30 protein-coding genes are annotated in these 26,765 nt (G+C 66.5%); 26 read left to right on the top strand and 4 right to left on the bottom strand.

Annotated elements, in window-relative coordinates; translation table 11 throughout:
• Nucleotides 1-98: 98 nt before the first annotated feature.
• From AB0P23_RS20265 to AB0P23_RS20145, 25 genes are all read left to right on the top strand, one after another.
• Entirely contained in the window at nt 99-1,043 is a 945-nt protein-coding gene (locus tag AB0P23_RS20265; RefSeq protein ID WP_094716855.1) for a hypothetical protein, read from the top strand.
• Complete coding sequence (locus AB0P23_RS20260; RefSeq protein ID WP_363799050.1) at nt 1,040-1,807, top strand: hypothetical protein; 768 nt, start codon at nt 1,040-1,042, stop codon at nt 1,805-1,807. The genes AB0P23_RS20265 and AB0P23_RS20260 overlap by 4 nt, the downstream gene beginning before the upstream one ends.
• Nucleotides 1,804-2,358, top strand: coding sequence for a hypothetical protein (locus tag AB0P23_RS20255; protein ID WP_363799048.1), 555 nt, complete (start codon nt 1,804-1,806; stop codon nt 2,356-2,358). Before AB0P23_RS20260 ends, AB0P23_RS20255 begins: the two co-directional genes overlap by 4 nt.
• Nucleotides 2,358-2,645, top strand: a complete 288-nt coding sequence (locus AB0P23_RS20250) for a hypothetical protein (RefSeq protein ID WP_363799047.1) — start codon at nt 2,358-2,360, stop codon at nt 2,643-2,645. The genes AB0P23_RS20255 and AB0P23_RS20250 overlap by 1 nt, the downstream gene beginning before the upstream one ends.
• A gap of 80 nt (nt 2,646-2,725) precedes the next feature.
• Nucleotides 2,726-3,004, top strand: a complete 279-nt coding sequence (locus AB0P23_RS20245) for a hypothetical protein (RefSeq protein ID WP_094716859.1) — start codon at nt 2,726-2,728, stop codon at nt 3,002-3,004.
• Nucleotides 2,992-3,219, top strand: coding sequence for a hypothetical protein (locus tag AB0P23_RS20240; RefSeq protein ID WP_143547052.1), 228 nt, complete (start codon nt 2,992-2,994; stop codon nt 3,217-3,219). Before AB0P23_RS20245 ends, AB0P23_RS20240 begins: the two co-directional genes overlap by 13 nt.
• A gap of 104 nt (nt 3,220-3,323) precedes the next feature.
• A complete protein-coding gene (locus AB0P23_RS20235; protein ID WP_094716861.1) occupies nt 3,324-3,617 on the top strand; it encodes a hypothetical protein in 294 nt (97 codons plus the stop codon).
• Nucleotides 3,614-3,970 (top strand): hypothetical protein, encoded by a 357-nt coding sequence (locus AB0P23_RS20230; RefSeq protein ID WP_094716862.1) that lies wholly within the window; start codon nt 3,614-3,616, stop codon nt 3,968-3,970. Before AB0P23_RS20235 ends, AB0P23_RS20230 begins: the two co-directional genes overlap by 4 nt.
• Nucleotides 3,967-4,626: a hypothetical protein gene (locus tag AB0P23_RS20225; protein WP_094716863.1), complete on the top strand. Its 660-nt coding sequence runs from the start codon at nt 3,967-3,969 to the stop codon at nt 4,624-4,626. The genes AB0P23_RS20230 and AB0P23_RS20225 overlap by 4 nt, the downstream gene beginning before the upstream one ends.
• Nucleotides 4,623-5,504, top strand: a complete 882-nt coding sequence (locus AB0P23_RS20220; RefSeq protein WP_094716864.1) for a hypothetical protein — start codon at nt 4,623-4,625, stop codon at nt 5,502-5,504. The genes AB0P23_RS20225 and AB0P23_RS20220 overlap by 4 nt, the downstream gene beginning before the upstream one ends.
• A complete protein-coding gene (locus tag AB0P23_RS20215; protein ID WP_094716865.1) occupies nt 5,495-7,054 on the top strand; it encodes a hypothetical protein in 1,560 nt (519 codons plus the stop codon). Before AB0P23_RS20220 ends, AB0P23_RS20215 begins: the two co-directional genes overlap by 10 nt.
• Before the next feature lie 178 nt (nt 7,055-7,232).
• A complete protein-coding gene (locus AB0P23_RS20210; protein ID WP_094716867.1) occupies nt 7,233-8,726 on the top strand; it encodes an SCO6880 family protein in 1,494 nt (497 codons plus the stop codon).
• Nucleotides 8,727-8,781: 55 nt separating this feature from the next.
• On the top strand, nt 8,782-10,677 hold the full coding sequence (locus AB0P23_RS20205; RefSeq protein ID WP_094716868.1) for an ATP-binding protein: 1,896 nt from the start codon (nt 8,782-8,784) through the stop codon (nt 10,675-10,677).
• Nucleotides 10,674-10,991, top strand: a complete 318-nt coding sequence (locus AB0P23_RS20200; protein WP_094661994.1) for a hypothetical protein — start codon at nt 10,674-10,676, stop codon at nt 10,989-10,991. Before AB0P23_RS20205 ends, AB0P23_RS20200 begins: the two co-directional genes overlap by 4 nt.
• Nucleotides 10,992-11,062: 71 nt before the next feature.
• Nucleotides 11,063-12,697: a M23 family metallopeptidase gene (locus AB0P23_RS20195; RefSeq protein WP_363799093.1), complete on the top strand. Its 1,635-nt coding sequence runs from the start codon at nt 11,063-11,065 to the stop codon at nt 12,695-12,697.
• Entirely contained in the window at nt 12,694-13,272 is a 579-nt protein-coding gene (locus AB0P23_RS20190; RefSeq protein WP_363799040.1) for a hypothetical protein, read from the top strand. Before AB0P23_RS20195 ends, AB0P23_RS20190 begins: the two co-directional genes overlap by 4 nt.
• 62 nt (nt 13,273-13,334) lie before the next feature.
• Complete coding sequence (locus AB0P23_RS20185; protein WP_363799039.1) at nt 13,335-13,718, top strand: hypothetical protein; 384 nt, start codon at nt 13,335-13,337, stop codon at nt 13,716-13,718.
• Nucleotides 13,719-13,902: 184 nt separating this feature from the next.
• Nucleotides 13,903-14,034, top strand: coding sequence for a hypothetical protein (locus AB0P23_RS20180; RefSeq protein WP_363799036.1), 132 nt, complete (start codon nt 13,903-13,905; stop codon nt 14,032-14,034).
• Complete coding sequence (locus AB0P23_RS20175; RefSeq protein ID WP_363799034.1) at nt 14,031-14,627, top strand: hypothetical protein; 597 nt, start codon at nt 14,031-14,033, stop codon at nt 14,625-14,627. The genes AB0P23_RS20180 and AB0P23_RS20175 overlap by 4 nt, the downstream gene beginning before the upstream one ends.
• Nucleotides 14,628-14,658: 31 nt before the next feature.
• Nucleotides 14,659-16,875 carry a TraM recognition domain-containing protein gene (locus AB0P23_RS20170; protein WP_363799032.1) on the top strand — a complete coding sequence of 739 codons (2,217 nt, stop codon included), beginning with the start codon at nt 14,659-14,661 and terminating at the stop codon, nt 16,873-16,875.
• A complete protein-coding gene (locus tag AB0P23_RS20165; protein ID WP_363799029.1) occupies nt 16,872-17,633 on the top strand; it encodes a DUF4913 domain-containing protein in 762 nt (253 codons plus the stop codon). Before AB0P23_RS20170 ends, AB0P23_RS20165 begins: the two co-directional genes overlap by 4 nt.
• Nucleotides 17,630-18,313 (top strand): hypothetical protein, encoded by a 684-nt coding sequence (locus AB0P23_RS20160; RefSeq protein ID WP_363799026.1) that lies wholly within the window; start codon nt 17,630-17,632, stop codon nt 18,311-18,313. The genes AB0P23_RS20165 and AB0P23_RS20160 overlap by 4 nt, the downstream gene beginning before the upstream one ends.
• Nucleotides 18,310-19,848, top strand: coding sequence for a hypothetical protein (locus AB0P23_RS20155; protein ID WP_363799023.1), 1,539 nt, complete (start codon nt 18,310-18,312; stop codon nt 19,846-19,848). Before AB0P23_RS20160 ends, AB0P23_RS20155 begins: the two co-directional genes overlap by 4 nt.
• Nucleotides 19,849-19,914: 66 nt before the next feature.
• Nucleotides 19,915-21,231, top strand: a complete 1,317-nt coding sequence (locus AB0P23_RS20150; protein ID WP_363799021.1) for a hypothetical protein — start codon at nt 19,915-19,917, stop codon at nt 21,229-21,231.
• Between the two features lie 145 nt (nt 21,232-21,376).
• Nucleotides 21,377-21,937: a hypothetical protein gene (locus AB0P23_RS20145; RefSeq protein WP_363799019.1), complete on the top strand. Its 561-nt coding sequence runs from the start codon at nt 21,377-21,379 to the stop codon at nt 21,935-21,937.
• 69 nt (nt 21,938-22,006) lie between these two features.
• Here AB0P23_RS20145 and AB0P23_RS20140 read toward each other — a convergent pair whose 3' ends face one another.
• A complete protein-coding gene (locus AB0P23_RS20140) occupies nt 22,007-23,764 on the bottom strand; it encodes a hypothetical protein (RefSeq protein WP_363799017.1) in 1,758 nt (585 codons plus the stop codon).
• Entirely contained in the window at nt 23,761-24,141 is a 381-nt protein-coding gene (gene mobC / locus AB0P23_RS20135) for a plasmid mobilization relaxosome protein MobC (protein WP_363799014.1), read from the bottom strand. The genes AB0P23_RS20140 and mobC overlap by 4 nt, the downstream gene beginning before the upstream one ends.
• A 396-nt stretch (nt 24,142-24,537) precedes the next feature.
• Between mobC and AB0P23_RS20130 the strand changes: the two genes are divergently transcribed.
• Nucleotides 24,538-25,869 carry a pentapeptide repeat-containing protein gene (locus AB0P23_RS20130; RefSeq protein ID WP_179274901.1) on the top strand — a complete coding sequence of 444 codons (1,332 nt, stop codon included), beginning with the start codon at nt 24,538-24,540 and terminating at the stop codon, nt 25,867-25,869.
• A gap of 27 nt (nt 25,870-25,896) precedes the next feature.
• Here AB0P23_RS20130 and AB0P23_RS20125 read toward each other — a convergent pair whose 3' ends face one another.
• Both AB0P23_RS20125 and AB0P23_RS20120 read right to left on the bottom strand, forming a co-directional pair.
• Nucleotides 25,897-26,244 (bottom strand): helix-turn-helix transcriptional regulator, encoded by a 348-nt coding sequence (locus AB0P23_RS20125; protein ID WP_037174678.1) that lies wholly within the window; start codon nt 26,242-26,244, stop codon nt 25,897-25,899.
• Complete coding sequence (locus AB0P23_RS20120; RefSeq protein ID WP_037174593.1) at nt 26,244-26,642, bottom strand: hypothetical protein; 399 nt, start codon at nt 26,640-26,642, stop codon at nt 26,244-26,246. Before AB0P23_RS20120 ends, AB0P23_RS20125 begins: the two co-directional genes overlap by 1 nt.
• Nucleotides 26,643-26,765: the final 123 nt, after the last annotated feature.

The raw sequence follows: 26,765 nt of genomic DNA, 5'->3' as shown, positions 1-26,765 counted from the left end.
CGACCCGCACGCGGCCGGAACCGGCCTTCCCGAAGCTCCCCACTCCACCCGAACCCCTCGCGCTCTCATCGAACGTCTCAGGGACACAGGAGAAAACAATGGCGACCGACAATCACCGCGACAGCACGATGCTGTTCCCTGACCCCCAGGAAAACTTCGACCACTCGCAGTGGCAGCCGGCCGCAGACTCCGCCGTGCACCCGTCGATGACCCCCGCACCTCCGCTACCGGCGATGCCAGCAGTAGGCGAGAACAACTCCCCCACAACCGATCCGGCACACGACCTCGACACCGAACACGACTATGCCGATGCCGATTTCGGCGACATCGCCCCCGAGACCGTTCCCGTTCCGTACTGGGTAGCCGCGCACGTCCCGGCCGACCGCCTCGTGATGGACCAGCCGCAACGCCGGTTCCGTCGCCGTCGCACCGCAGCCGCGCCGACTCCCCCCGTCGACGACGCGACCTCGCAGCTCCCGGTATCGCCCGCGCGCCCGCGTCGACGGATCTCCCCGACGTGGATCGTCGCTGCCGGCGTCGCGGCCGCCGCACTGATCGGTGCCGTCGTCGTCGTCAACGGCCAGGACGACGCACCCGACACTACGAACTCGACCGTGGTGGCTGCCTCGACCGCCGCACCGAGAGCGAGCACCACCGCGCCCACCAGCGCCGCCCCCGCTCCCTTCTGCACCGCTGCCAGCACCCCCGACGCCACGACCACCGACGCTGCCGGGGGACGCGGAAACGCGGTCGATGTCATCGCAGCGTTCGAGCACGCCTACTACGTGGAGCGGTCCGGCGCAGCTGTCGCCTCTCTCATGGTCTCTCCGGCACCACCGGAACGCATTCAGGCCGTCATCGACCGCACCCCGGCCGGTACCGAGCACTGCGTGACGATCGCGGCCACCGACAACCCGGACGTTCATGCCGTCGCTCTCGCGCTGCGGACACCGTCCGGATCGGAATCGGCCATCGCCTCCCGGATCACCACCGTGCGCACCGGCGCGAACTACGCCATCAGCAACGTCGAGGAGGTTCGGTGAGCACTGTGGTTCCCATCCGCCCGGGCAAAACCCCACCGCCGCAGCAGGTCTGCATCGTGGTCGGGTCGTCCGCAGGTGGTGCGTCCTCGACCACCACCGCTCTCGGTCTCGCGACCGCCATGACCACACCGAAGTTTCCGGTGGTGGTGGCCGACGCCACCACCGACGGCGGCAACCTCTTCGAGCGCGCCGCCGCACACACACTCGACACCCCGATCACCGCCGGCCTACCGGTCAGCAGCGCGGCCACCACCTCGAACGCAACGGTGTGCGGACCTACCTCGGACCGCAGCGACCTGACCCTGATCGACAGCATCTTCGCCTCACGCGGAGCAGCGCGCATCTACGACGTCGGCACGGCCCTCGACGCACCGCGCGTGGCAAGCCTGCGCGGACAGGCCGTGCTCGTCCTGACCGCCATCGCACGCGCCGAACCACTCACCCGCCTACGAGGACGCCTCGAGCACATTCGCGCCGCCCACGGGGCGACTGCGCTCGCTCGCACCGTCGTGGTCATCTCCCACACCATCCCCGCCGGAAGCGTCGATCTCACCGCCGTCCGCTCCGGACTGAGCCCTGTTCTCGGCGCACTGGTCGAGGTGCCCTTCGACAGTGCCCTGGCTGCACCCGGATTGTTCGATCACCGTCGCGTGGCCCCGGCCACGACGGCCGCATGGTCCACCGCCGCATCTGCCGCGCTGGCCCTCTCACTCGCCGCCGCCGACCTCGAGACCGACCAGCAACGAAAGCGAGAGCAAGCATGACCGAGACCATCGACACCACCGACTCAGCGACACAGTGGATCTCACCGTCACTGTGGCTGCTCGGTGCCACCCGCGAAGCAGGGGTGAGCACCCTAGAACAGTTCTGGTCCTTCACCGCTGACAGCGAAGGATCGTGGCCACCGGGCGACGACCGCGAACGCGTCTCCCCCTACGTCGTCATCGTCGCCCGCGACAGCTTCAAATCGCTCACTGCCGCTCAGAATCTCGCACTCGCACACCAGCGAGGAGAGATCGGGGCCGGATCGGAGCTCCTCGGGTTGATCACCGTCGCGTCGGCCCCCACCTTGGACAAGCCGATACGCCAACACCGCGACGTCGTCGGTGGGGCGTTCGAGCAGTCCTGGCACATCGGATGGCACCGAAGCTTGCTGTCGGCGTCTGTGGATCGGCTCCCGCGCTGGCATCCCCTCGCCGCCGACGCAACCGCCCCCAACCCAGCACTACCGACCGATATCCACACCGTCGGCATCGCCCTGACCAACGCCGTACACGCACGCATCCCGGCACTGTTCACCGGACAAGTTGCCTGATGAACACCGCACTGACGATCAGCGAGACCCTCGCTCACGTCGAATTCCGTCCGACCGAGAGCACGATCCCGCCGCCGGTAACGGATGTGGGAGCGCTGCTGCGGTACATGACGGTCGGTGCGTGCATCGCTAGCGGAGCGGCGTGTGTGTTCGAGTTCGCCCGCCTGGCATGGACGTGGAAACACGAGGACGGCCGCGAGGCCCAGGACCTGAAATGGCTTGCCCTGTCCGGGCTCTGCCTCATTGTCTCGGTCACCGCCTACCAAGCCGTCCGCTCCATCACATGACGTCCAACGCCTCTGTTCAGCAGCCCGATCGGACACGTAACCGCACTGGCGAACCCAACGGAAAGGCTCGGTGACCACACATGATCCTCATCGACACTGTCCAGAGCGCCGTGACGCTGGCGCAGGATCCGCTGCCCCCACCGACCGGGCCATTGAAGATTCTGCCGCTCTTTCGGGGGTTGATGCTGGCCGTGTGCGTCCTCTGTGGAGCAGCGTTTGCTATCGCGTTGAGCCGCATCGCGTGGGCTCGAATGAGCAAGACAGGCTGTCAGGCCAAGACCACGAAGGTGCTGATCGGGACCGTGGTCGCAGGCCCTGTCTCGTTCGCCGCCTACGAGTTCATGGGGTGGATCGCATGATGGCCGCGCTCGGCGCACTGCCGATGCTCGGGGTGCTCACGCTGTCGATCTACCTGGCCTGCGCGATCGGGGTCCTGGTCGCGTTGGGCCGCATGGCACGGACCCGCAAGCACCACGACGGCCGCGAGGACAAGAACACGAAAATGCTGGTCGGATCCATCCTCGGCTGCCTGATCATGGCCGGCACCTACGGCCTCTCGCCCTATATCTCGTAACCAGTTCACCGTTGCTGCCTCACAACGAGTTTCGGACCGCAGTACTGATGCGACCGATGTTCACCGCTTCACCGAACACGACACGAAAGGCTCGATGATCGCCCATGATTCTCGCAACCGCACAGGCCGTGCAGGACTTCTCGGTCCAGGCCATCGAATTCAACGTCACCGCCGAACTCCCGCCCGGCGCGAACGGACTGCTCAAACTGTTGAACTGGCTCTTCTGGGGAGTGCTGCTGGCCTGCATGGCCGCGATCGTGTTCTCGGGCGGAAAGATGGCCTGGGAGAAGTGGAATCAGGGAACGATCCAAGCCCCGAAGATCCTCCTCGGCGCTTTGGTCGGCGCGATCGTCTCCGGTAGCGCCAACGCCATCCTCAACGCAGTCGCCGGCGGATGACCGGGGCCACCGACGCCGGGACTGTCCTGGCCATGCCCGCCGATGTCGTCGAGAACATCAACACCGCCCTCGGGTGGATGCTCGGGCTCGTCGCGGTGGCCTGCGTAGGAAAGATCATCTTCGTCGGTGCCCGCATGGCCTGGGATCACCAGCACACTCCCGGTGTCGAATCGCCTGTCTCGGCCGAGTTCTTCGCCGCGGTCATCGGCTGGATTCTCGCCGCCGTCGCGGCCGGAGGTATCGCCGCTGCCCTACTGGACGCGACCGGCACCGTCTCGAACGATCCGCAACCGAACCCCAGCGTCGTCGACGACATCGAACGCATCAACCCACCTCTGAAAGGCGGACAATGACCATCGCCACTCACCCCCGCACAGGCCGTCGATACCTGGCCGCAGGTGCGGCCACCGCGATCACGGTCGGCCTCCTGCTGGCCGGTTGCGGCCGCGACGAGACAGAGCCGCAGAGCGATGCTCCCGCAGCACCGAGCATCGATCTTCACCGTGCCCCCGATATCGCCTCCTGGACCACAGCAGGGAGCATTGCGGTACCCCTGGGCGCAGTGGACGGACCGACCTCGTCCCCTGGGGCACCGTTCGCCGGCTACACCCAAACCCCGCAAGGGGCAGCGCTGGCCGCGATCGACCAATCGGTCCAGCTCGCCACCGCCGTCGACGGACGATGGGCGGAAATCCTTCCCGCTGTCAGCGTTGCCGGCCCTGGCCGCGACCTGTGGGCCGGCAACCGGGCCTTGGTCTCCACCAGCGGCATCGATCCCTCCGTTGCCCCCGAGATCGTCGGCTACACGATCGAGGAGTACTCGGCCGACGCAGCCGATGTCTCGATCGTTCAGCGCTTCCCCGACGACTCGCTGGCCTCGACTCTGACCCCGGTGACCTGGTCCGGCGATGACTGGAAGCTCACTCTCCCGGTCAGCGACACCAACCCGGTCGAGGATCTGGCTACCCTTCCCGGCGACATCGTCGACCTGGAAGGAACCAGACCATGACCGAACCGCACTACGACGAGAATCCCACGCCTGCAACAGAACCGACCGAGCCCGAAGGCAAGCGCATCGGCACCGTCGGCTGGATCGGCGTCGGAATGGTGGTGGTCATCATGCTCGCCGGCCTCGCCGTGAGCCTGGTGGTCCTCTCCCGCGACCAGGACACACCCCTGGTCCCCCTCGACGACGGCGGCACCGCGGCGCAGGTGACCCCGCAGGACACTGCCGGATTGTTCGAGCCCGATCCCGAGTTCGATTCCCTCGACCGGGTGGTCTACGTCCCGAAGGACCCGAACGGGGTCGTCCTCGAGCAGAAGACCCCACCTGCCGGCCGCACACCCGACACCGCTCCGGAAGGGGTGATGCTCCAACGGGTGCACGGCAACATGGTGCTGCCGTTCTCCACCTCGGACGGGCCGACTGCTATCGATTCCTCTGGTGTGGCAACAGGATTCAGCCACACCCCCCAGGGTGCGGCGTTGGCTGCGGCGCACTATCTCGCATACGTCACCTCCGGAAACGATCGCATCGACATGATCGCAGCGTCGGGTCAGGCCGACGATCCGACCGGCACCAACGCGGAAGCCAAGCGCTACAACGCCACCGGCGTTCTCGGCTCCGTCGCGGACGGTTCCGCATACGTTGCGCTGCCCTCCTTGAAGTTGAACTACACCGACGCCCTCACCCGCGTCTGGTTCGGCTACACCGCCACCCTCAAAGATGGCGCTACCCAGTACCGGCGCGTGTACTCGGACTTCGTCTGGCGCGAAGACCGTGGATGGGTCCTGCAAGTCCGGCCACTGAACTCCCCGCAGGGTCCGACGGTCGGTGGCAGTGCCGACTCGACACCGTTCGAGGCGGGCTGGCTGACATGGTGGTGATCGGGCGTCGACTGCACACACTTCTCACCCATTCGCTGCGCGCGGTCTTCACGTTCGCAGCCGTTCTTGCCCTGGTAGCAGGCAGTGCCGGTATCGCTGCCGCACAAGATCCCGCGCCACCAGCAGAGGATCCGTCCTTTCTCGACCAGGCGGGCGCGGTCTCGAAGTGCTTGAGCCCGTACGGTGCCATCGCATCTGCCGTAGGCGAGATCGTGGACGCCGCCTCGGGAACCGAGAGCGAACCGACCTGCATCGACACTGCGGCGGATGTTGCGGCCGCACCGGTCAACGCCGTCAAGAACGCCGCCGAAGGCGCATTCGAGAAAGCCGGTCTGAGCTTCGGTGAGGCCGGGGGCGCGGCCCTGAAATTCGCTCTGGGCTGGTGGATCGAGATCCCCGGCCAGAACGAACAGGCATTCCAGAGCGTGCTGTCCACTGTCGGCGGCTACACCTACGACATCCAGCTGGCGTTCCTCATCGTCTCGATCATCCTGCTCGGCGGCAAGCTCGCCCTCGCCCGATCGGGAGCAATTCGGCAGGTCTCGGAGGAAGGATTCCGCCAACTCGCCCGTGCCACGATCATTTCCGGTTCCATCGGCTTCTTCGTGGTCATCGGCACCCGGATATCGGACGGGGTCAGTAGCTGGTTCATCACCTCCACCGTCGGGGACGATCCCGCCAAGCTCGTCGAAGCAATGGTGCGGATCACGGTGTTCACCGGATCGGGCGGCATCGCGATGCTGTTCGTCATCGGACTGATCGGAATCCTCGGCGGTCTGCTGATGGCGTTTCTGCTCATCATGCGAATGGGCATGCTCGTCGTCGTCTCGGCGTTCCTGCCGATCGTCGCGGCCGCCGGCGGAACACGCATCGGTGCGGGCGCATACGACCGCCTGATCGCATGGACGCTGGCGTTCCTGCTCTTCAAGCCGGTCGGCGCGTTCGTCATCGGAATCTCGGCCATGCTCTTCGCCCAGTCCGCACCCTCGCAGGAAGCCGACGGCGGCATCATGACCGCCGTCGTCGGAGCACTCCTGCTGGCCTGCACCGCACTGGTGTTGCCATCGCTGATGAAGCTGCTACTTCCTGAAACCTCGGGCGGTGCAGGCGGTCTCGCGGCCGCTGCCGCTCTCACCGGTGCCGCGGTCCAGATCGGAGGCATGGCCGCGACCGGCGGTGCCAGCGCAGGTGCGGGCGCGGCCGGCGGCGCAGCGGGCGGCGCGGCCGGCGGCGGCGCAGTCGAGGGATGGGCTCCGTCGAGCTCGTCCGGATCGGTTCCCGCGTCCTTCGGTGTCGGCCCCTCCGGTGGAGGCGGCGGCGGAAGTGACAGCTCGGGGCCGAGCAGCGGCGGATCGGACGGCGGAGGCGGATCGATGCCCAGCGGCACCGGTGCAGGCGATTCCGGCGCAGAGACAGCAGGGCGGGCCACCGACGCCGGTGGACCGGCCGCAGGGGGTGGATCGGCCCCGGATTCCTTCGGGTCCGGCGTCGACGGAGCAGCCGACCGCAACCTGGGAAACACCAACGACGACAGGGGCTTTCAGATATGAACCACCACTGCGACAACCGTGATGAGCTATCGGCCGGGGTGCATCGGTCGATCGCATCGAGTGCAACGCTGGTGCCTCGTCGACCAGCCGGATGGCAGCAGGATCCAGCGTTCTGGACTGCCGCCCGCCGTGTGGCGGCCGCGATCGGTGTCACCGACCGGACGGGCAGGACGATTCGATGAGCAGCGAGCGCAGAGTCCCGACCACCTACGGCGCGTGGCGATTGCCGCGTTCGGGCGGTGCATTCGGTGTGAGCTTCGCAGTGACCATCATCGGCATGGGCGTGGCCGTGGCCATGATCGCCACGTACCTGTTCACACGGTCGCTGATGGCCTCTGGCCTGGTGGTGGCCGCGGGTGCGGTGGTGCTCGTGCCGATGGTGATGAACAAGGACGGTCAGAGCGGACACCGCCGATTCTCCGGCTGGCGTTCGGCTCTGACCTCGCGCCGTCGCGGGGAAGACACCTACGCCTCCGGTGCCTTCTCGAAGGTGCCCGGCGGGATGCTGCGGCTACCGGGTGTGCTCGCCGGTACCGACCTCTACGAGGCGATCGACTCCGCCGGCCGCACGTTCTCCATGATCCACATGCCCGACAAGAACATCTACACCGTCGAGCTCGCCGCCGAGCCGCAAGGCGGAGAGAACTTCGACCAGGAACACCTCGACCGCGCGGTGAACAACTGGGGACAGCAGCTCACCGCATTCGGCGACGTCTCCGACATCCCGTTGGTGGCAGCAGTACTCGAAACCGTTCCCGATACCGGCACGGTGCTGATGGAGACCGTCCGCGGCCGGGTGCGCCGCGACGCCCCCGAGCTCGCGCGGCAGTCGATGTACGAAACAGCGACCGGCACCGCCAAAGGCGGCGTCCGAATGGCCGCCCGCCTGGCGATCACCTTCGAGGCCCAGACCGACGAGCGTCGCAAGGACCCCGCCGAGCAGGCCGTGGAGATCGCCCGTCGACTTCCCGAAATCACCTCCGCCGCAGCCGCTGCCGGGGTCATCTGCACCCCTATGACCGCCGACGAGGTCGCCGGAACGGTGCGCCGCTCCTACGATCCCGCTGCTCTCGAAGCCGTCGAGGCGGCTCTCTACTCCGGTCAGGGCACCGGCTTGAACTGGGCGGACTGCGGGCCCCGTACGGCGTTCCGTAAACGCGATCGCTACCTGCACGACGGCGCGGTGTCGGTGACCTGGGAAATGCGGGCTGCACCGAAACGCGCAGTCACCGAACGCGTCCTCGAACGCCTGATCCGCCCGCACGCCGAGCTGCCGCACAAGCGGGTGACGATCATCTACCGCGTCCACCCCGCCGGCGAGGCCGCCGATGTCGCCGCCAGCGACTACCGCAACGCCCGCGCCCGCCGATCCGGACGCACCGGCCTGGACAACATGAGCGACGTCAACGACGAGCGCGCCGCCAATCTCGCCCAGCAGGAACAGTCCCTCGGGCACGGCATGACCCGGTTCGCGGTCCTGATCACCGTCACCGGACCCGCCGAGAGCACCGACGTTCCCCGCATCGATGCCATCCTGCGCGACGTCTCGGTCCAGGCGCTGCTGTCGGTGCGGCGCAGCAACTACTGGCAGGACGCGGCATTCGCGGTCGGTCTCGGGGTCGGGGTCTCCGCACCCGAACACACCTCCCTGCCGCGCCTGGCCGACGGCTGATCCACACCCGCAACCACCACTGCCGCGTTGTCGACCGATCGAGAGGACCACCCCGGTGCCCACCACCCACGCCCGCCCGCCCAAGCCCGCATCGACCCGCGTCGACAAATACAAGGTCATGTCCGACGAGGAGCGGGCCGCGCTCGAACGGCGGTGCGCGGCCGCGACCGGTATCACCGCCTTCTGGCTGCGTGCCCGCCTCAACCGCGACGCGAACCATCGCCGCAACCGGGACCGCGACCTGGCCCTGCTCGGTGACGGCACCGATCCGGCGCGGTTCACCGAATCCGACGCACGCGGATTCAAAGGCGCGAGCAGCGGCCGCATGGCCATCGTGTTGCCGCCGGTGGAGTACCGCGGCACCACCAAGCAGGTCGCGGGGCTGTATCCGTGGATCTTCGGTGCCTCCGCACCGATCCTCGGACCGATCCTCGGACCGCACCTGTCGACCGGCGCTCCGGTCGGCTTCTCACCGCTCGCTGCGAAAGAGCGCGGCGCGATCACCGCACCGGCGTGCATCATCATCGCGCTCAACGGATTCGGTAAGTCGACCCTGCTGCGCCGTATCGCGTTGGGAGACATCGCCGCCGGTATCCGGGTGATGTGGCCCGGCGACGTCAAGCCCGACGGACGCAAGCTCACCGAAGCGGTCTGCACCACCGGTGTCAACGAAGTCGGTTACGGCACAGGCTCGTTGAATCCCCTCGATCCCGGTCCGATCGGGGTCGCTCTGGCCCGGTACGTCACCATCGACCCGGATCTGCGTCGCCGCTACGAGTTCGCGCTGCACTTCCGTCAGGTCAACCTCGTGCTGGCACTGTGCGAGATCGTCCGCCGTTCTCCGTTGCAGGACTACGAAGAAGCGGTCATCGACTCGGGTATCCGACTGCTCTACACACCCGTCTCGGGCGGTGGCCGCGGACACGACGTCGAGCGGCCCGCGCGCCTGTCGGACCTGCTCGACCTTGTCGACAGCTGCCCCGAGGAACTACAGAACGACGTCGTGGCGGACAGCGAAGAGGAGTACCGCGGGCAGGTCAAACCGCTGCTGCGAACGCTGCGCGCGCTCACCAAAGGCCGGTTCGGGGAAACGTTCGACTCGAATACCACTGTCCGGATCGACATCGACAACCCCTCGACCTGCCTGGACATGTCCGCCGTCCCCGAAGGCGACTCGTTGATGCGTGCCGCAGTGCTGGTCTCGGGCTGGTCGGAGTGCTTCGCCGCCGTCGACGCCGCGCACCTGCGCGCTACCAGCGGCAACGGCCCACACCTGGCGTTCTCGATCCTCATGGACGAGCTCTGGCAGGTCCTCTCGTGCGGTCCGACGATGGTCGACCGCCTCGACGGTGTCCAACGCCTGCAGCGCACCAAAGGCGTCGGCGTCATCGCGGTCACCCACTCGGTGGCCGACCTCGAAAAAGTCGGTGCCTCAGGATTCTTCGAGCGCTCCCGCGCCCGCATCATCGGCCCCATCCCCCGCAGCGAGGTCGCTCGCCTCTCCGAGGTCATGCAGTTCTCCGAGCGGGAGAAGACGATGCTCACCAACTGGTCGGACTCGGCCGACCTGGGTTCGGCCGCGACCGCGATGACCGCGGCGCGGATTCGCTGCAAGCACTGCTCACGGTCGCTGCTCTACCTCGCCGGCACCCAGACACCGGAATGGGTGCACCAGGACAGCGAAGCTCGGTACTGCGACGCCGTCGACCCGCAACAGGACGCGCACTTCGAGGCGCAGGACACCGACCGCATCGCCGAACCACTCGAAGCGGTCAAGCAGCCACCCTCCGGGATGGGGCACTTCCTTCTCAAGCTCGGTGAAGGCGGCCGCCCCGGTGTCCCGTTCCGGGTGTGGGTGACCCCGGCCGAGAAGAAGTCGGGAATCCACGACACCGATGAGCGGCTCGACGCGGCCGCCGAAGAGCAGCGCCGTGCGGCGGTGACCCGATGACCGCGTTCGGTGGCGGTGAGCGCCGCAAGTACCGGATCGTCGACGACGCCACCCGCGATGCCGCGATCGGCACCGTCTGCGATGCGATCGAGAAGGGAACCTCGTTCACCGCGGCCTGCAAGGTCGTCGCCCAGCACCTCGACGTGGCCGAAACGACGGTCCGCGGTTGGGTGAACGACTCCGGTCGGCGCCCGCGCGCCGATTTCGAGCAGGTCCTCGAACTGCGCCGCGCCCTCGAAGCCGCAGCCGAGCTCAACCACCGACTCGCCGCCGGGCGCACCAGCGGGTCGATGTTCGGGACGGCGACCAGCTGATGGCGTCCTCGTCGTCGTCCTCCTCCTCGTCGGCCGTGATGGGCGTGCTCGCTGCCGTCGTGGCCGCGATGATGGGCCTGGTCGTGATGATGGCCTTCCTCGCGCAGGACGAAGAGGACCAGGCCGCGATCGGGGCCCTGGACTGCATGCCCGGCAGTAGTGCGACCGGAGCGAGTCCGGGCAACCTTCTTGCTGCGCCCGGGTCGTTCATCAAGCCCGTCGACCCCGCCCAGGTGACGTTCACCAGCGGCTTCGGGATGCGGTGGGGATCGATGCACAAAGGCATCGACCTTGCCGGCCCGATCGGAACCCCGATCTACGCCGCCGCCGACGGCACGGTCAACGCCGCCGGCGACGCCTCCGGCTTCGGGCAGTGGGTCGTGCTCGATCACGTCATCGATGGCAAGACCATCTCCACCGTCTACGGGCACATCGACACTTTCACCGTCGCGGCCGGCCAACCCGTGCGCGCCGGGCAGCTCATCGCCACCATCGGCAACCGCGGCCAATCCACTGGCCCGCACCTGCATTTCGAGATCTGGGACGGTGGCCACGCCGGCGGGCAGGCCATCGACCCCCTCGCCCAGTACGAGGCCGCCCCGGCACCGGGGCAGGCTCCCGCTGCGCCGAGTCCGGCACCGGCCGCCCCTGCTGCTCCCGCTGCCCCGGTCGACCAGCTCGCCGGCGCTCCCGCAGGCGGCGGTGACCTCTCGGCTCCGACACCGGCGTCGATGGGTTCGGAAGCGAACTTGCAGGTCGGCACCAAACGGTTGATGCGCGCCCTGGCCATGAAGTTCGGGGACCGGCTCGACTCGCTCGGCGGGTGGCGCGCGAACGGCGGAGCGGCCACCGATCACCCCGAAGGCCGCGCCGTCGACGCGATGATCCCGAACTACTCCTCCGGCGAAGGCGTCGCGCTCGGCAACGAAGTCCTCGACTACGTCATGGCCAACGCGGACTTCTTCCACCTCGAGTACGCGATCTGGCGTCAGACCATCCATTTCCCCGGCCAGGAGCCCTCGCTGATGGAGGACCGCGGCTCGGACAACGAGAACCATATGAATCACGTCCACATCACCGTCGACGCCTCCGGCTTCGACGACGCCGGCACTGTCTGGGGACAGCTGCCCGGCAGTGGCGGTTCGGGGTCGAATGCTGCGGCCACGAGCCCGGGCTGCACCGTCGCCGGCGGAGGCCTCGGGGAAGATCTCGCCGACGGATCGGTCCCGCCCGAGTTCGAGCCGTGGATCCGCAAAGCAGGCGGGATCTGCCCGCAGATCAAGCCCTCGCTCATCGCCGCTCAGCTCGACGCCGAGAACGGATTCGCCTACGGCGCAAACGCTCCCGTCTCCTCCACCGGTGCCGGTGGGCCCGCACAGTTCATGCCGGGCACCTGGGCGACCTACGGCAAGGACTACGACGGCGACGGACGCGTCGACGTCAACTCCATCGGGGACGCGGTCATGGCCCAGGGCCAGTACATGTGCGATATCGCCAAGGCCATCGACGCCGGTATCGCAGACGGCCGCGTGTCCGCACCGAACGGACCCACCGAGCTCTATCTCGCCGGCTACAACGCCGGCGAGGGAGCCGTGCTCTCCTCCGGCGGATTCCCCACCGGCTCCACCGATTACGTCGTTCAGACCCGCCCGTACGCCGACAAGATCATCGCCGGTGAAGCCAAGTACAGGAAGCAGAACTCATGAACGCTCACACTCGCGGCACCTCACCGGCCCGTCGACGCCGCGCACTCGCCGCAGCCATCACCGCAGCCGCGGTACTGACCATCTCCGGCTGCGGGGGCTCACCCGATTCCGATCCGATCCCCGAAGGCACCGACGCCCACGTCCAGATCGACCCGCTCGACCCCGCGGGCCTCGATGCCCCCGGTGCCGCCATGACCGCGATGAACGCCATTCTGTCCTGGCAACCCGCCGTCGACGCCAGCAAAGCCGACGCGCTCGCCCGCGCACGGCCCTGGATCACCACACCCCTGATCGACACCCTCGATGCGCCGCAGAGCACCACCGAGCTACGGCCGGACAGAGAGTGGGACGCCTGGGCCCGCTCGAAAGACACCCTCACCGCCACCTGCTGGCCCGTCGAAGGTGCCACCACCCCGCCGGCCGGAATGCGGACGATCATCGTCGACCTCGAATGCCGGCAACGAGTCCTCCACGCCGACGGCTCGTCGACGCAGCGGCCCGTCGAACCCTGGCGGGCAACGGTCATCACCACCCCGAACGGATGGAAACTCTCCGACTTCCGGTACCGCACATGACCGAACCACCGCCACGCCAGCACATCAACCGCTCGACCACGACGGACAAAGGAGCACCGACCGTGACCATCACACCTTCGACCAACATTCACGCCCTGGACGCAGTGGGGAGGTTCCGGCTCTGGGCTGCCTGCGCGGTGGCCGCCCTGGTGCTGTGGGCGGTATGGACCATCCCGTTCCCCGCCGCCGCCGTCGACGCAGTCGCAGCCAGTGACGATCCCGCGGTGCGCGGTGCCGTGAACAGCGGGTGGTGGGCGGTGATCGTCGCCGTGTGCGCGGTGGCCTTCGGATCGCTGATCGCCGTCGTCGTCGACTACCAGCGGGGCCGAGACTGGCCGCTCACTGCCCTGCGATCGGCCCTCAAACTGCTCGCCATCGCCGCCGGTACGTGGTGCCTGTGGACGGTCATCGTGTCGGGCGCACTCGATGCGGCGGCTCGATCATGAGCGAGCGAGATCGACACCAGCACAGGGTAGCTCGGCCCGAGCACATCCCGGTCGACGAGGGTCGAATCGACACGACCGACCGAATTCACCGGCAACTGTTCTCCGACTATGTGCCCGCACATCGCCACCTTCGGCCGCCGCATCCACCGGAACGAACTGTCGGACAGCGCAGCAGGGACTACCGATGATTCACTCCGCCGATGACGCGATCGTGCACTGGACGGTCCTGATCGCGAAAGCAGAAGCCTTACAGAACGTTTCGACCATCGACCCACAACACGACACCCCACCGAACACGATCGAGGAGTACCGATGAACGTCACCCACACAATCCCGACGGTGCGCCGGGCCGCAGGGCTGTGCGCCGTTACCGCGGCACTGCTGCTGGCAGGATGCTCGACCAGCCCCAGTCAGGGCGCGACCGGCAGCGATACACAGGCATCGGAAACCGTCGACGGCTCCGCGATCGCCCTCACCAGCAATCAACGACTGGACGACGGCGTAGACCAGGATGCCCTGTTCTACACCGCCAGGCGGGCGATGGAGACGGTCCTGTCCTTCGAGCCGGGCCCCGACGTCAGCGAGGCCGACGCGGTCGAACGGGCGAGACCGTTCCTGACCGACGAACTCGCGAACTCGAAGGCTGCGCAACCACGTCCGGCGAGCGGTCTGTGGCAGATGGTCTCCGACTCACGCCAGCAGGTGACCACACGTTGCAACGGCAGTAACCAGTGGGTGGAGGACGCCGTGACCGTGGCGGTGGATATGGGCTGCAGACGGCTGATCCATTCCGCCGCCATCGCTGAGCCCGACAACGACCCCGCCGTCAGGACCTACGACACCCGGCAGGTCCGTGTTCGGGTCACCGACACCGGCCACGGCATCCGGGTCAGCTCGTACACCCCCTGAATTTCGGCACCTGCACCCGAGGAGAACCATCGTGAACAACGACGTCAAAGATCCCACGACCGACACCGCCGGCACGTGGCTGCTCGGCGGCATCGCCGGTGCCGCAGTCCTGATCGGCGGCGGAGCCGCAGTATCGCTGCATCTGGGCACCGCCCTGTCCGATACCGACCAGAGCGTCCCCGCCAACCCCGCCGACGTGATCTCCCAGCTCTACACCGGCGATCTGGTGTGGCCGACCGGCGCGACAGTAGTGGCGACGTTCTTCGCACTGGTGCTGATCGTGCTGCTGGTGACCACGGGTCTGTTCTGGCGACGCCGACGCAATCGCAAGACTCACATCGACGATGCCGCCCGCTACATGGGATCGGCCCGCGACATGAAGGATCTGTCGGAGAAGGCCGCGTGCTCACACGCAGCGTCGATCGGCACCGACTTTCCGGATGGGACGGTGCCGGGCATCTACCTCGGACGCATGGTGCACGGCGGCATGAAGCTCTACTCCACCGTGGAGATGACCTCGGTCGACATCTGGGGCCCACGATCGGGTAAGACCACCTCGCGGGTCGTGCCGGCGATCCTCTCGGCGTTCGGGGTGGTGGTGACCACCAGTAACAAACGCGACGTCCTCGACATCACGCGTGTCTTCCGCGCCCGTTCCGGGCGGGTCTGGGTGTTCGATCCCCAAGCGGTCGCCAACGAGGCACCTCGCTTCTACTGGGACCCCATCGCCTGGGTGCGTTCGAGCGCCGCCACCGCCGAGACCGCCGAAGCACTCGCGACCGTATCGCTGACCAAGACCGAGCCGGAGATCGACGAGGACGGCGACGGTTTCGTCGACACCGCCCCCGACGGCGATAGCGACGCCCCGGCCAGCGACGACACCGCGGGTACGGTCTTCGGCCTCGACTACGTCGAGGAAATGGGACTGACCGAGACCGAGCAGCACGAGCTCAGCCTGCGCGGAGGGTGGGAACTCAAAGCCTCCAAACTCGCCCACCAATTCGCTATCAGCGCCGACGGCGATGCCGCGAAGAAAACGGACTTCTTCGACGCGATGGGCGAGGATCTTCTGACAGGCCTGATCATCACTGCGGCCGTGGCCGAGCGCCCTCTTCCCGAGATCTACCGATGGGCGGGCAAACCGGAAAACCGTGAGGCACTGACGATCCTCGAAGACGACGGACGGTTCCCCGACATCGCCGCGGGTCTGCGTGCCCACTACAACGAGACCCCCAAGACGCGCAGCAACATCTTTGCTACCGCCCGAAAGATGGTGAACTGCTTGAAGTTTCGCACCATTCATCCGTGGGTGATGAAGATGAGCGAGAACGACACCCGGCCGAGTTTCGACGCGGACGCCTTCGCGGCCAGCGATGCCGACAGCTTGTACCTGCTCTCGAAGGAGGACATCGGCTCAGCCGGCCCCCTGGTCACAGCGTTCACCATCGCCGTGAGCGACGCGTTGGTCGCCCGCGCCGTCAGGGAAGGCGGGCGACTGTCGCGCCCGGCTCTGTTCGCGCTCGACGAGGCCGCCAACGTGGTGCGCTGGGACGAGCTCCCCAGCCTGTACTCCCACTACGGATCCCGCGGACTGATGCTGATGACCATTCTGCAGTCCTGGTCGCAGGGCGAAGCCTGCTGGGGCAAAGAAGGTATGCGGAAACTGTTCGGAGCGGCGAACATTCGCATCTACGGCGGTGGTGACGTCGTGGACGACGACCGATTCGTGGAGAACATGTCCACCGCGATCGGAGACCACTACGAGATCACCGGATCGGTCTCGCAGACCAGCTCCGGACGCACCGTGAGCCGCCAGCGAACGACAGTGCGGACCCTTCCTGTCAAGGACATCGAAGCATGGCCACGCAAAAGGGCATTGGTCCGCGTATCCGGGCAGCGGCCGGTGATCGTGGAAACCACACCGTGGTACGAGGGACCGCACGCCGAGCTCGTCAACGCCCTCAACAAGGGCACGCCGCTCCCCGAAGCGCGGCTGACCCCACGCCAACGCACCGCACAGTGGTGGGCGAAACGGGGCCGCACTGACGATGACTCGATCGACGCAGAGGTCGATTCGGTCGAGATCACGACCTCGACGGACGCACCGCCCCGCCCCCTCTCCACAGCTGGTCCGTCTCTGCGCAAGGCATCGGGATTGCGCTACGACCCCAGTGACCCCACCGCACCACGAGCCGGACAATCCACCGTCTCGCACCAGGATTCGGACGCCGTCAGGACACAGTCATGAGCGAACCACCCGTCGACGACTACTTCACCGAGCCACCCCGCGACGACGGCGAACCCAGCGACGTCGACTACGACAGCGAACCCGACTACGCCGATCATGGTGACGAACCGGCGTCGTCGCCCGCCTCGATCGACGATCTGGTCGAGCTGGTGGGCTCGCTACGTCAACGGCTGCACCGTGAAGCGGAGCTGATCGCAGAAACCACCCTGTCGGAACATCTCACTCCAGAGCTCTACCGCGCCCTCCGCGCGAACACCGACCCCGGAGTTCTCGACGCGATCCGCGCGAACACCGACGCGACATCGCCGCCGGCTGCCCAGCAGAAACCGAAAGCACCCGAGACGTACTTCCAATCGCTGGACGAGTTCGTCGACCAATGGCTGTTCACCGTGTACCGACGCGAAGTGACCGACACCAACGAACGCCGATGGTGCTCTCACTGGCGACGACACAGCGAAGCGGTCGCCCGTATCGACGCGATGTGGCACGTGTTCGAGGTACTACGCACCGATCCCGGGCTCGGTGCCAGTGTGCTGTGGAAAGACCATCTCGACGTGCACATGGAGCACCTGATGTCCCCGACCGGGCCGTTCGAGCACTGCTCGGTTCGAGAAGGCCACAGCGACCGGATGACCCGACTGCCCTCCGAACCCGCCCATCCGGACGCATCGTCGTCCACCACAGCAACGGATGCGTCGGTGGCCGCCGGCACCGCGACAGAACACTCACGCACGGCACGGACAGGACAGCACCGATGACACAGACCCAGACAGAGACAGTTGCCGCGATCGGCTCGTTCGGTGACGCGTTGCGCTGCATCCCACCCCACGCTTTTCCTGAGGTCACCGATCAGGTGCAACACGTCGTCGCTGCTGCGTTGCAGTGGTTCACCGTCACCGCTCCGATCGTGAGCGCGACGCACTGCATAGGTCTGAGACCGTCGCCGGTCCCGGACGTTCTCCTCGTGCTGCCGGAGGTCACTGTCGATCGCGTGTTGCGCCCGGCCACCTTCCGCACGCATGTCCGACAGCTGCGGCATGCCGTCGAAGTACGCGAGAGACCAGCGAGGGAGACCTACAACGATCTCGTCCGCGACGACAAAAGCCAGATCTACGGGCTCGATGAGCACGGCCAATCCCCGGTCACAATCAACAGAGACTTGCTCGGTCCACTGCTCGGAGACATCGTGCACGCGCGGGCCTGGCTGAACACGTACGGAACCAAGGCCGGCTACTGGTCCTACCGGTTCATCGCGCAGTGCCTCATGGTCGCCGCGATCGACAGTCTCGCCTCGCGCGCCGCGCTCGCCGACGCCCTGCGCGCCTCCGCAGACAACGCCTTCCACGACCACTTCGAGATGGAATCGCCACCACAGCGCCTTATCGACCTCACCGACCTCGTGCCCGAAGCACAGGCCAGACAAGGACACTCGCTATGACATCACCTGCCCCCGACACCCTCACCGACGACCTCGCGCGCGCCGTCCGCACCGGCGTACAGGTGGCCATGGCCGCTGGCGAGGCGATAGCGCGTCGACGAGAGGAGCGGCAACGCCAGGCCCGCGAACGCTCCGTCGAACACGGTCGCGCCCTCGACTCTCGCATCCGGGCCGAACGCACAGCGGCCGATGCGTACCTGCGTCCGACGTTCTCCGACCGGTGGTGGACTGCTGCCAAACCGGACACAGTCGCCCAGGCATATCGCACCGCACATGCATGGAAGAACGAGTCACCGGTGGCCGCCGAGGCGGTCACGAACTTGGACGAGCAGCTCTCGACCCGCTACGGCATCGACACCACTGCTCTCGCCCGAAGCGAGACCCCCGACATCGCCGCCGAAGTCGCAGCCCTGATGGCCGAACGCCAGGAACGAGAGGAACTTTCACAGTCCTACATCGACCGAGGGTTCACAATTCTGGAGGATCCGCCCGCCGGCCGAGGACACATTCCGGTGTGGGATCTGCAGCAATCCGACGGAGCTCCAGTGAACGAGTACCTGATCGACGCCGACCCCGCTCGATGGGCGGTGTACCTCTACCGCGAGCACGGCGAGTGGGACCCCACGTACTACTGCACCGACCCCGAAGGTGCCGGGCTCACTCGCCCCACACCGCCGCTCTACCTCGCCTACGAGGACTGGTGGTGGGAGATGGCAGCCGAGCACCAGATCGCCGAAGTCTACGAACAGCTGGTCTACAACGGGTCCCCGTACGGCATCGCACACGTCGAAGAGCAGATCGAGCGGCACTACGGCCTCACCGCCGCCGACTACCGTGGCCTCCCCGACGCGCTCACCGATCGACTGCGAGAAGTCAACGCCGACCGCGATCCCGACGCCGTTCCCGAGAAAGCGCAGAATGAACGAGACGACGCGGCAACAGCGATCGCACAGTCGCCGTCGCCTCGCGAACGCGTCTCCGAGCAACCGACCATCGCCGCCGAACCGACGGATACCGACCTCGCCGCGCAATGGGCCACCACAGCGCTACCCCGCGACGCCGAGCGCTTCCTCTACGGAACCGGTGATGGCAAAGACGCCGCGGCGCAGACCATTACCACCGCCTGGGAGGTCGAACAATCGAAGGCGTGGGCCATGAGCAACGCGCCCGCACTGGCCGCGCAGTTCTCGCAGAGCGAAGCATCAGCGAACCGCGAGGACTACCTGACGGCACGAACAGAACTGATCGACGAATGGAGCAACGCCGGGCGGCCGAAGATCGACCTGGACCCCCAGGGCCCGATCTACGACTCCCGCGCCCGGCGCGCCCGCGACGCCGAAGCACTCCTGGACGCCGGCGTCGACGCAGACATCGTCGACGCCCGAATGCTTGCCGACGTGCAACAGGCCAAGCCGCTCTCCGAGGCCCTCGATCCGTCCGCCACCACCCCGGTTCTCGACACCGTCAACGACCCCGGCGTCCGACGAAAGGAACGCGGACGCAGCACCGACAAACGGCCCGGCCTGGAAAAGTAGCCAACCCATCTACCTTCACCAGGCAACCGCTCGCCGTATACATCCACACGAAAGGACCTCCACGAGGTGACACCGGTCAACGCAACCGCGACCAACGACATTCGAGCCCGATTGGGCACCGGATGGGAGACAGTGCGCGCCATGATCCACCGCGACGGCGAGTGCGCCGCGTGCGGTGTGACACTCGGAGACCAGGACGTCGCGGTGTCACTGCACGAGTCCGACAGCTCACTGCTGACGGTCGTCCCGACCCATGCCAGCTGCCGCCGCGCGGACTACCGCACCGGCGGGACAGTGTCCGTCCCACACCCGTCGTACAGGATCACCGCCGCGGTGCTCCAGGCACCGGCGAAAGACAAGCGCCGCAGCCTCTCCCGGCGCAAGCGTTCGACCACACCGAATGCCGACCGGCCGCAACAGGCGCTACCGCTGGTCATCATCAACCCCAGTCGCGACATCCACGTCGGCACCTGTGAGGACGGCGTGTGGCGATCGGTCGCGCAGCTCAATCCCCAATTCGACTGCCTCGAACCGGTGCCGGCGCGGCCGAGTGTCGACGGCACGGTGACCTGGGGTGCCGACCTACGAAGCGATGGGACCGTGGAGGTGGCAGCACCGAGCGGCGCTCGGTACCTCGCACCGCTCAACCCGACCATTGCCGAGACGCTGCAGGCGGTGGGCCGGGCATTGGTCATCCTCACCGACCGCGTCGACGTCGAAGAGCTCGCCGCCGGCGTGGTCGGCCTGCATGACGTTGCCGCGGCCGACGACGCACTGTGCGCCGTCGCCGCCCTCGACGCGCTCCCGGCAACGGTCCCCCTACCCAACGCCACGGGGTTCACCCCCGGGCCGGGCAGCGAAGTGCTCAACACCACCGGCAAGGTGTCAGCGGCCCTGCTGGACACCGAATGCAGCATTCGTGCGGTACTCGGCAACGACGACTGCGTCCAGCTCGCCCCGCTCCCGTTCCCAATGCTGTTGATCGAACCGATACGAGCGATCAGAGTCCCCGGCGACGTAGGCACAGGAGAGGTCAAGCTCGACGTGGCCCTGTCGTACGGAATGCGGCTCATCGACAGCGCCGGTCCCCCGGCGTTGCGAGATTTCACCGTCACTCGAACCGGGAAGACATTCACGCTGAGAGCCTCCGATGGAGAGGAGATCGGTGTCGGTGTGCTCGACGCAGTTCCGCAGCGGTGGCTCGACGCACTCGACGGCTTCGGCGGCGAAAATATCGCCGTCGTCTACGGTGCGGTTATCGGCGTCCGACCCGAACAACCGGGCCAGCACTTCCCCGAACACGACCGCTTCGCCGAACTCAACTCTTCACGCGAACAAGGAATAGTCGCGTGGACCGTCGCGCGATACATCGACAAGCCCTGAACACAGCTACTCGACAACAACTGACGCACCGAACGGGAACGGCCTGTTCGGTGCGTCAGCTCTTTCGAAGCCCGGTGTGCCCCGAGATCCGTAGTCTGAAAAGGGCATCGACCAGACACGGAACCGGTGCGAAAAGGGGTGACAAGTGCACGACCACAACACGCCAGAGCCGACACAGGCCGCAACGACTCCGGCACAGGCAACGTCAGCAACGCAGACGTTCTTTCACGTCGACCGTCGCGGAACGTTTCCACAGACAGGCGGGACAATCGCGCTCAACAGTGGCCTGTCCGAGCACGGCCGCCAGTATCAATTGAATGACCCGCCGGTCGGGTCGGTGCTGTGGAACGGCAGCAGCGCCAACATCGTGTCGACCAATCTCGTGATCGAGAATTTCTGGGAGCTGTACCGGCACGCCATGTTTCCCGCCTTACCGTCGCGCTTCCATTCCCTGTTCGCGTTCACCACAGTCATCGACGCTCAGCGCTTCGCCACGGACAGTGGCGGCGGCACTGTTTGGCAGCTGTCCGTTCCTGCAGGGACCACTACCCACCGCGGCGACATGACATGGCTCAAAGCAGGGAACTACCAATTCATGATGGACTGCGCCCAAAACTATTGGACAGGGCAGCCGATGTCCCCAACACCCACGTGGGAAGTACTCATCGCCCTTCCACTGACGACGACGCTGACTGCGGTCCCCTGAGCTGCCCACACACCGGTAGCTCGCGTCGTCAGAAACGGGCACTCCGCCGTCCACGTCAGGGGCACGCAATCACCGTTCTTTGTCGCGGTCCTCACGGTCGCGACGGGCAGTGCCAGGCGGTGACGCCAATCGGCCTGGGTCCATCTCGTCCCGCCCTGCCGGGTCCGGAAGCGCAACATGTTGCCGGCCACCGGCACTACCCGCCGACGACACCGATTGCGCCGCGACGATGTCCGCAACCTGCTGCTGCGCGCTCCGCGCGGCAGACGCGGTACTCGGGCCCTCGCGTCGAGGTCGGGTATCGACAGTGAACGCCGACGCTGCTGTCATCGGGTTCGACAACCGGGCGTGCAAAGCGTCGAGGTGACGCTCGCGCACCGCCACCAACTGCGCAGCTCGTTGCGCCTCGCCGGACGCCCGGTGCGCGGCCGCGATCGCATCGAGCGTGCGCATCATCTGATGCAACAACAACGCCGTCGCCGCTGTCGGATCGGTCGTGGTTGCCTGCAACACGATCAGCGCGGCACCGGCCGCCGACGTCATGCGCGAGCCTGCACCGTCGCCTCTGCTGTGCGCCGGGATCTGCGCGGATTGCGCCAGCGACGCGGACGCCGCTGCCAACGGGCCCGGCGTCGGTTCGATGCGCGCCGACCACGCCGCGAACACACCCGCGGCCCGCCCGGACGCCCGCGCCCACTGCGCTCGGTCCGACGCGGGAACCGATGCCAGGTAGGCATTCCAGGTCTCCATGTCCGCCGCCGCTCGCGCGTACAACGCCGGGTCGAACCCTGCGCGTTCACGGCCGTTGCCGCGAGTGACCGACGCCTTCTTTCGCGCAGCCGACCATTCCGCCGCAGCCGCCGCATTCGCATCGGCGGAGGTGTCCCATTCGTCTCGCAGTCGCGGCAACGTCAGGTCCTTCGAGAGCCTGCCGCCGCCGTACCAGACCGGCTTGCCGCCGTTCGCACGCTCGGCGGCCGACGGTGTCGTCGCGACGGAGTAGCCGACCACCGCACCGGCCGAACCCTTGTCGTACCGCGGGCGTACCAGCAGTTTGTCGGCACGCAGCCGACGCACGAACTCGGCTTCGGATTTCGATGCCGTCGCTGCTGCTCGCACTGCGCGTTCCAAGCTGTGCCGGACAGGTTCGACCGCACCGGATCGGCGGGTCGTCTCGAGCTCGGCGGGCTCCAGACCACGGGTACCGCGCTCCTCCTCCCGCGACATCAGCACGGTCAAGCCGTAGCGGTGCTCGAGCAGATTCGCCGTCGTCTGCACCCGCTTGTGGTCACGACGCAGATTGACTTTCGTCCCGTCCTCACGCACCACGGACGCCGCAATGTGAATGTGGTCGCCGCCCCGTTTGGTCTTGCCGTGCCGGATCGCGACCCACCGCGCCGGTGAGCGCGGGTCGTCCGGATCGTCGAAGCCCATCTCCTTCATGAAGTCGGTCGCGATCGCGCCCCACTTCTCGTCGGACAGTTCCCCTTCTTCCGGGTTGAGCGAGAGCGAGCAGTGCCAGACATTGATGTCGTGCGTCGCGTCCGCCAACGCCACCGAGCGCGGGACGCCATCGTCGATCGCAGCGTTCATCTGCTTGCGGTTCGTCGCGAGCACTTCGGTACCGAACACCACACGCGGAGTGTCGATCTCGTGGGCAATGTCGATCGCATCGGCGTGCGTGAGCTCGCCGGTCGGTGCGCGCAGCACCACCGCGTTGTGGCCGGCCACGATGTGCGGGTTCTCGTGCTCGTTGGCCTTACCCGGACCGGCGAGGTACACCACCAGACCGACCATCTTCGAGCCCTTGACGATCTTCGGTATCACCGGCCGGCCAACTCCACGCGGATGGTGTGCAGGCGGTCGAACAACCGCATGACCGACTCGATGGCCGCCGCTGTCTCCGGCTCCAACTGCCCCGTCGCGTTCGCCGCCTTCGCGAGCTGATTGAGATTGCGGCCCACCGCAGCCACGTGGTTCGTCAACGCGAACAACTGCGCGAGATCCTCGTGCGCGATCAACGCTCGCTGCTGCGAGAGCGCGGAGTCCGCGAGCAACCGCGACACCGTCACCCCGGCCACCTTGGCTCTCGCCTGCGCAGCCAATTCCTGCTCATCGGTCAGCTTCACGACGTGCCGGTTCTGCCGGCCACCGTCCTCGTTGGACTGGCGGCTTCGACGCCACACACTCTTGCCTTCGCTCACGCCGTCACCGCCTTCTCCACTCGCCCTTCACATGCCCAGCGCAGCGACCCCGACCGGGGACCACGCGACCAGCGTGTCAGATTTCCGTCAGGAAATCCACATTTAGGGCACCTAAATACTAACTTGCTCCGCCAGGGGCACGCTGGTGGCTCGCGGAGCCTGCGCAGTGGGTCACCAGAAAAGACGCTCAGGACGAGCGCTGCGAGTTCCGATTCCGCGCGCCACCGGTGCGCGGCCGGCGGTTGTCCCCGGTTGTGGGTCTCGGACCCGATTGTGGGTGCCTGAGATCGAGCGGAGCGGCCTGGGAACTCTCGGACATCCACATGAGGACCACGTCCGATCCACAGTTGGGGGCAACCGCCCATCCCGTTCGGACGACAGGGCACGATGAGACGCATGGGTGACAGCAAGGACCTCGTGCCGGAAGCGAATGGCAACGCACCGACACAGTCATCGTGGCTGTCAAAAACCAAAACACAGGTCGGCATAGGTATCAGCTCGGCCGGTGCGGGACTGGGCCTGTTCGCCTTGATCCTTGCCACACCGATCGAGTCAGGACAGGGCACAACTATCGGCGGGCTTGCGGTCCTCAGCGGTGCAGCGCTGACGTTCTACAGCGCGAAGCTGACGCGCGACAAGACGCACGACGACGAAGAAGCCAAACTCACCGAGCAGCAGAATGCTCGCGACCAAGCGCACTCACGAGAAGTCAGGCGGGACCTACAATCACGCTTCACGAGCAGCGCTGCACAACTTGCCGACAACTCCGCAACGATCCGGCTCGCCGGTGTGTACTCGTTGGCGTCGCTTGCCGACGACTGGGCCGATTCGCGGCAGCCAGCCGAACGGCAAGTGTGCATCGACCTTCTCTGCTCGTACCTCCGAACACCCGCTACGACAGGACCTCAGTCCGCACCCAGCGTTGCCATCCAAATGCGGCCTCCTACAGCAGACGAGCTGCGGGACGCCGAAGTCCGGAACACCATCATCCGCATAATCGGACAACGAACTTTGATGGATTCAGAAACCGAGAGTGACGGCCCGTGGCAGGACTGCAAGTTCGACCTGTCCGGCGCACAGCTGCCACACATCGGATGGGCGAGCAGCAGATTCAACGGACTCCTCGACTTCACCAACGCAACCTTCGTCGACGGCGCTGACTTCTCCAACGCCCGTCTACGAAACGCCAACTTCACCGACGCTGAGTTTCGAGGAAACACCAACAACACGGTCGCCCTGTTCAAGAGAACACAGTTCACCCGAGCAATCTTCGTCAAGACGAAGTTCTTCACCAATGCTCTATTCAACAGGATGATCGTGACCGGAACGTGCGACTTCACATCAGCGGAGTTTCGCGGACCCCACAACTACTTCTCCCACGCCAACTACGAGAAGAGCAGCCGCACAACTTTCGACTCCGCCATATTCGAGGGACGAGTCACCTTCGAGAGCAGCTGGTGGCGTGCGCCTGTCAGCTTCCGTGTCGCAGACTTCGAAAAAACCACACGCCTCGACTTCTCGTCCCCACGAACATGGGCGGAGCCTCCCGCCGTCGACTGGAACGAGCACAGCGGGCAACCACAGTCACTACGCAAACCGTGGCCGCCCAAGCCATTCAAAGAAGTAAAGGCCGCTGCCGAGCAGGAATCCAGGAACGACCCTCTAGTCAACGACTCGGTATCCGACATCGAAGGCTCCGATACCGATCTGGGGGACGGGAACGAGTAGAAGTGCACCGACAAACGTGAAGCAGTCTCAGGCGAACGCGTCGAGGTCGAGGGCGATTTCGACGCCGTCCTTTTCGACCACGATCTTCGGGTGCACAGCGCCGGTCGCAGCGAGGTACTGCCGCAGCGTCGAGAGCAGCAGATCGTCGCGGCCCTCGATCCGCGACACCGCACCCTGATTCGTACCGAGCAACGCTGCCATCTGAACCTGGGTGAGGTTGCCGGCCTTCCGAATGTCCGCCAACCCCTCGGCGTACACCCGGTTCATCGTCTCCCGCTCGGCCGCGAACTCGCGCACCGTCTCCGCAATCGCCGGCTTGGTACGCAACTGCTCGATCCGGTCGTTCGCACGCCGGAACGACTTCTTCTCGCTCATCACTGCTCCCCTTCCGCGGTCTCCCGCAACCAACGCTCGATCGCGACATCAGCCCGTGCGCCGACACCGTCGTAGAACACATCACCCATCCGCGCCTTGTCGGCCGCGAACAACGCCACCACCACCGAACTACTGCCAGGCGGAAACCAACAGATCAACCGCAGCGCAATCTGCGCATCGAACGGATGCGCCGTCCGCCACACCGGAAACTTCTTCGACTGCCGCACCCTCTTGAGGTCCGGCCGATCCTCCAACGGAACACCGTCGAGCTCACGCAACTGCACCAACGCATCGGTCACCCGAGCAAGCACCCGCACCGACGCAGCATCGCCGGCGTCGGCCTTCGCCTCCACGCGATCGAGCCAGTCGAAGAACTCTTCCGGTGCATCAACGTCCACCACCTGAGTATACCCTGCACGGCATATGCCATACAAGGCATATAGCGGTTGGCGGGGTGCATCTGTCGGACCGATTCGATAGCGTTGTCCTTGGATATCGGGCAGCCGTGCGGGCCGCCCGAG

Source organism: Rhodococcus sp. NPDC077669, assembly GCF_040686915.1.
Classification (GTDB): Bacteria; Actinomycetota; Actinomycetes; order Mycobacteriales; family Mycobacteriaceae; genus Rhodococcoides; species Rhodococcoides fascians.
The sequence above is the reverse complement of the archived record's forward strand: the minus strand, read 5'-3'. Positions and strand labels throughout refer to the sequence as shown.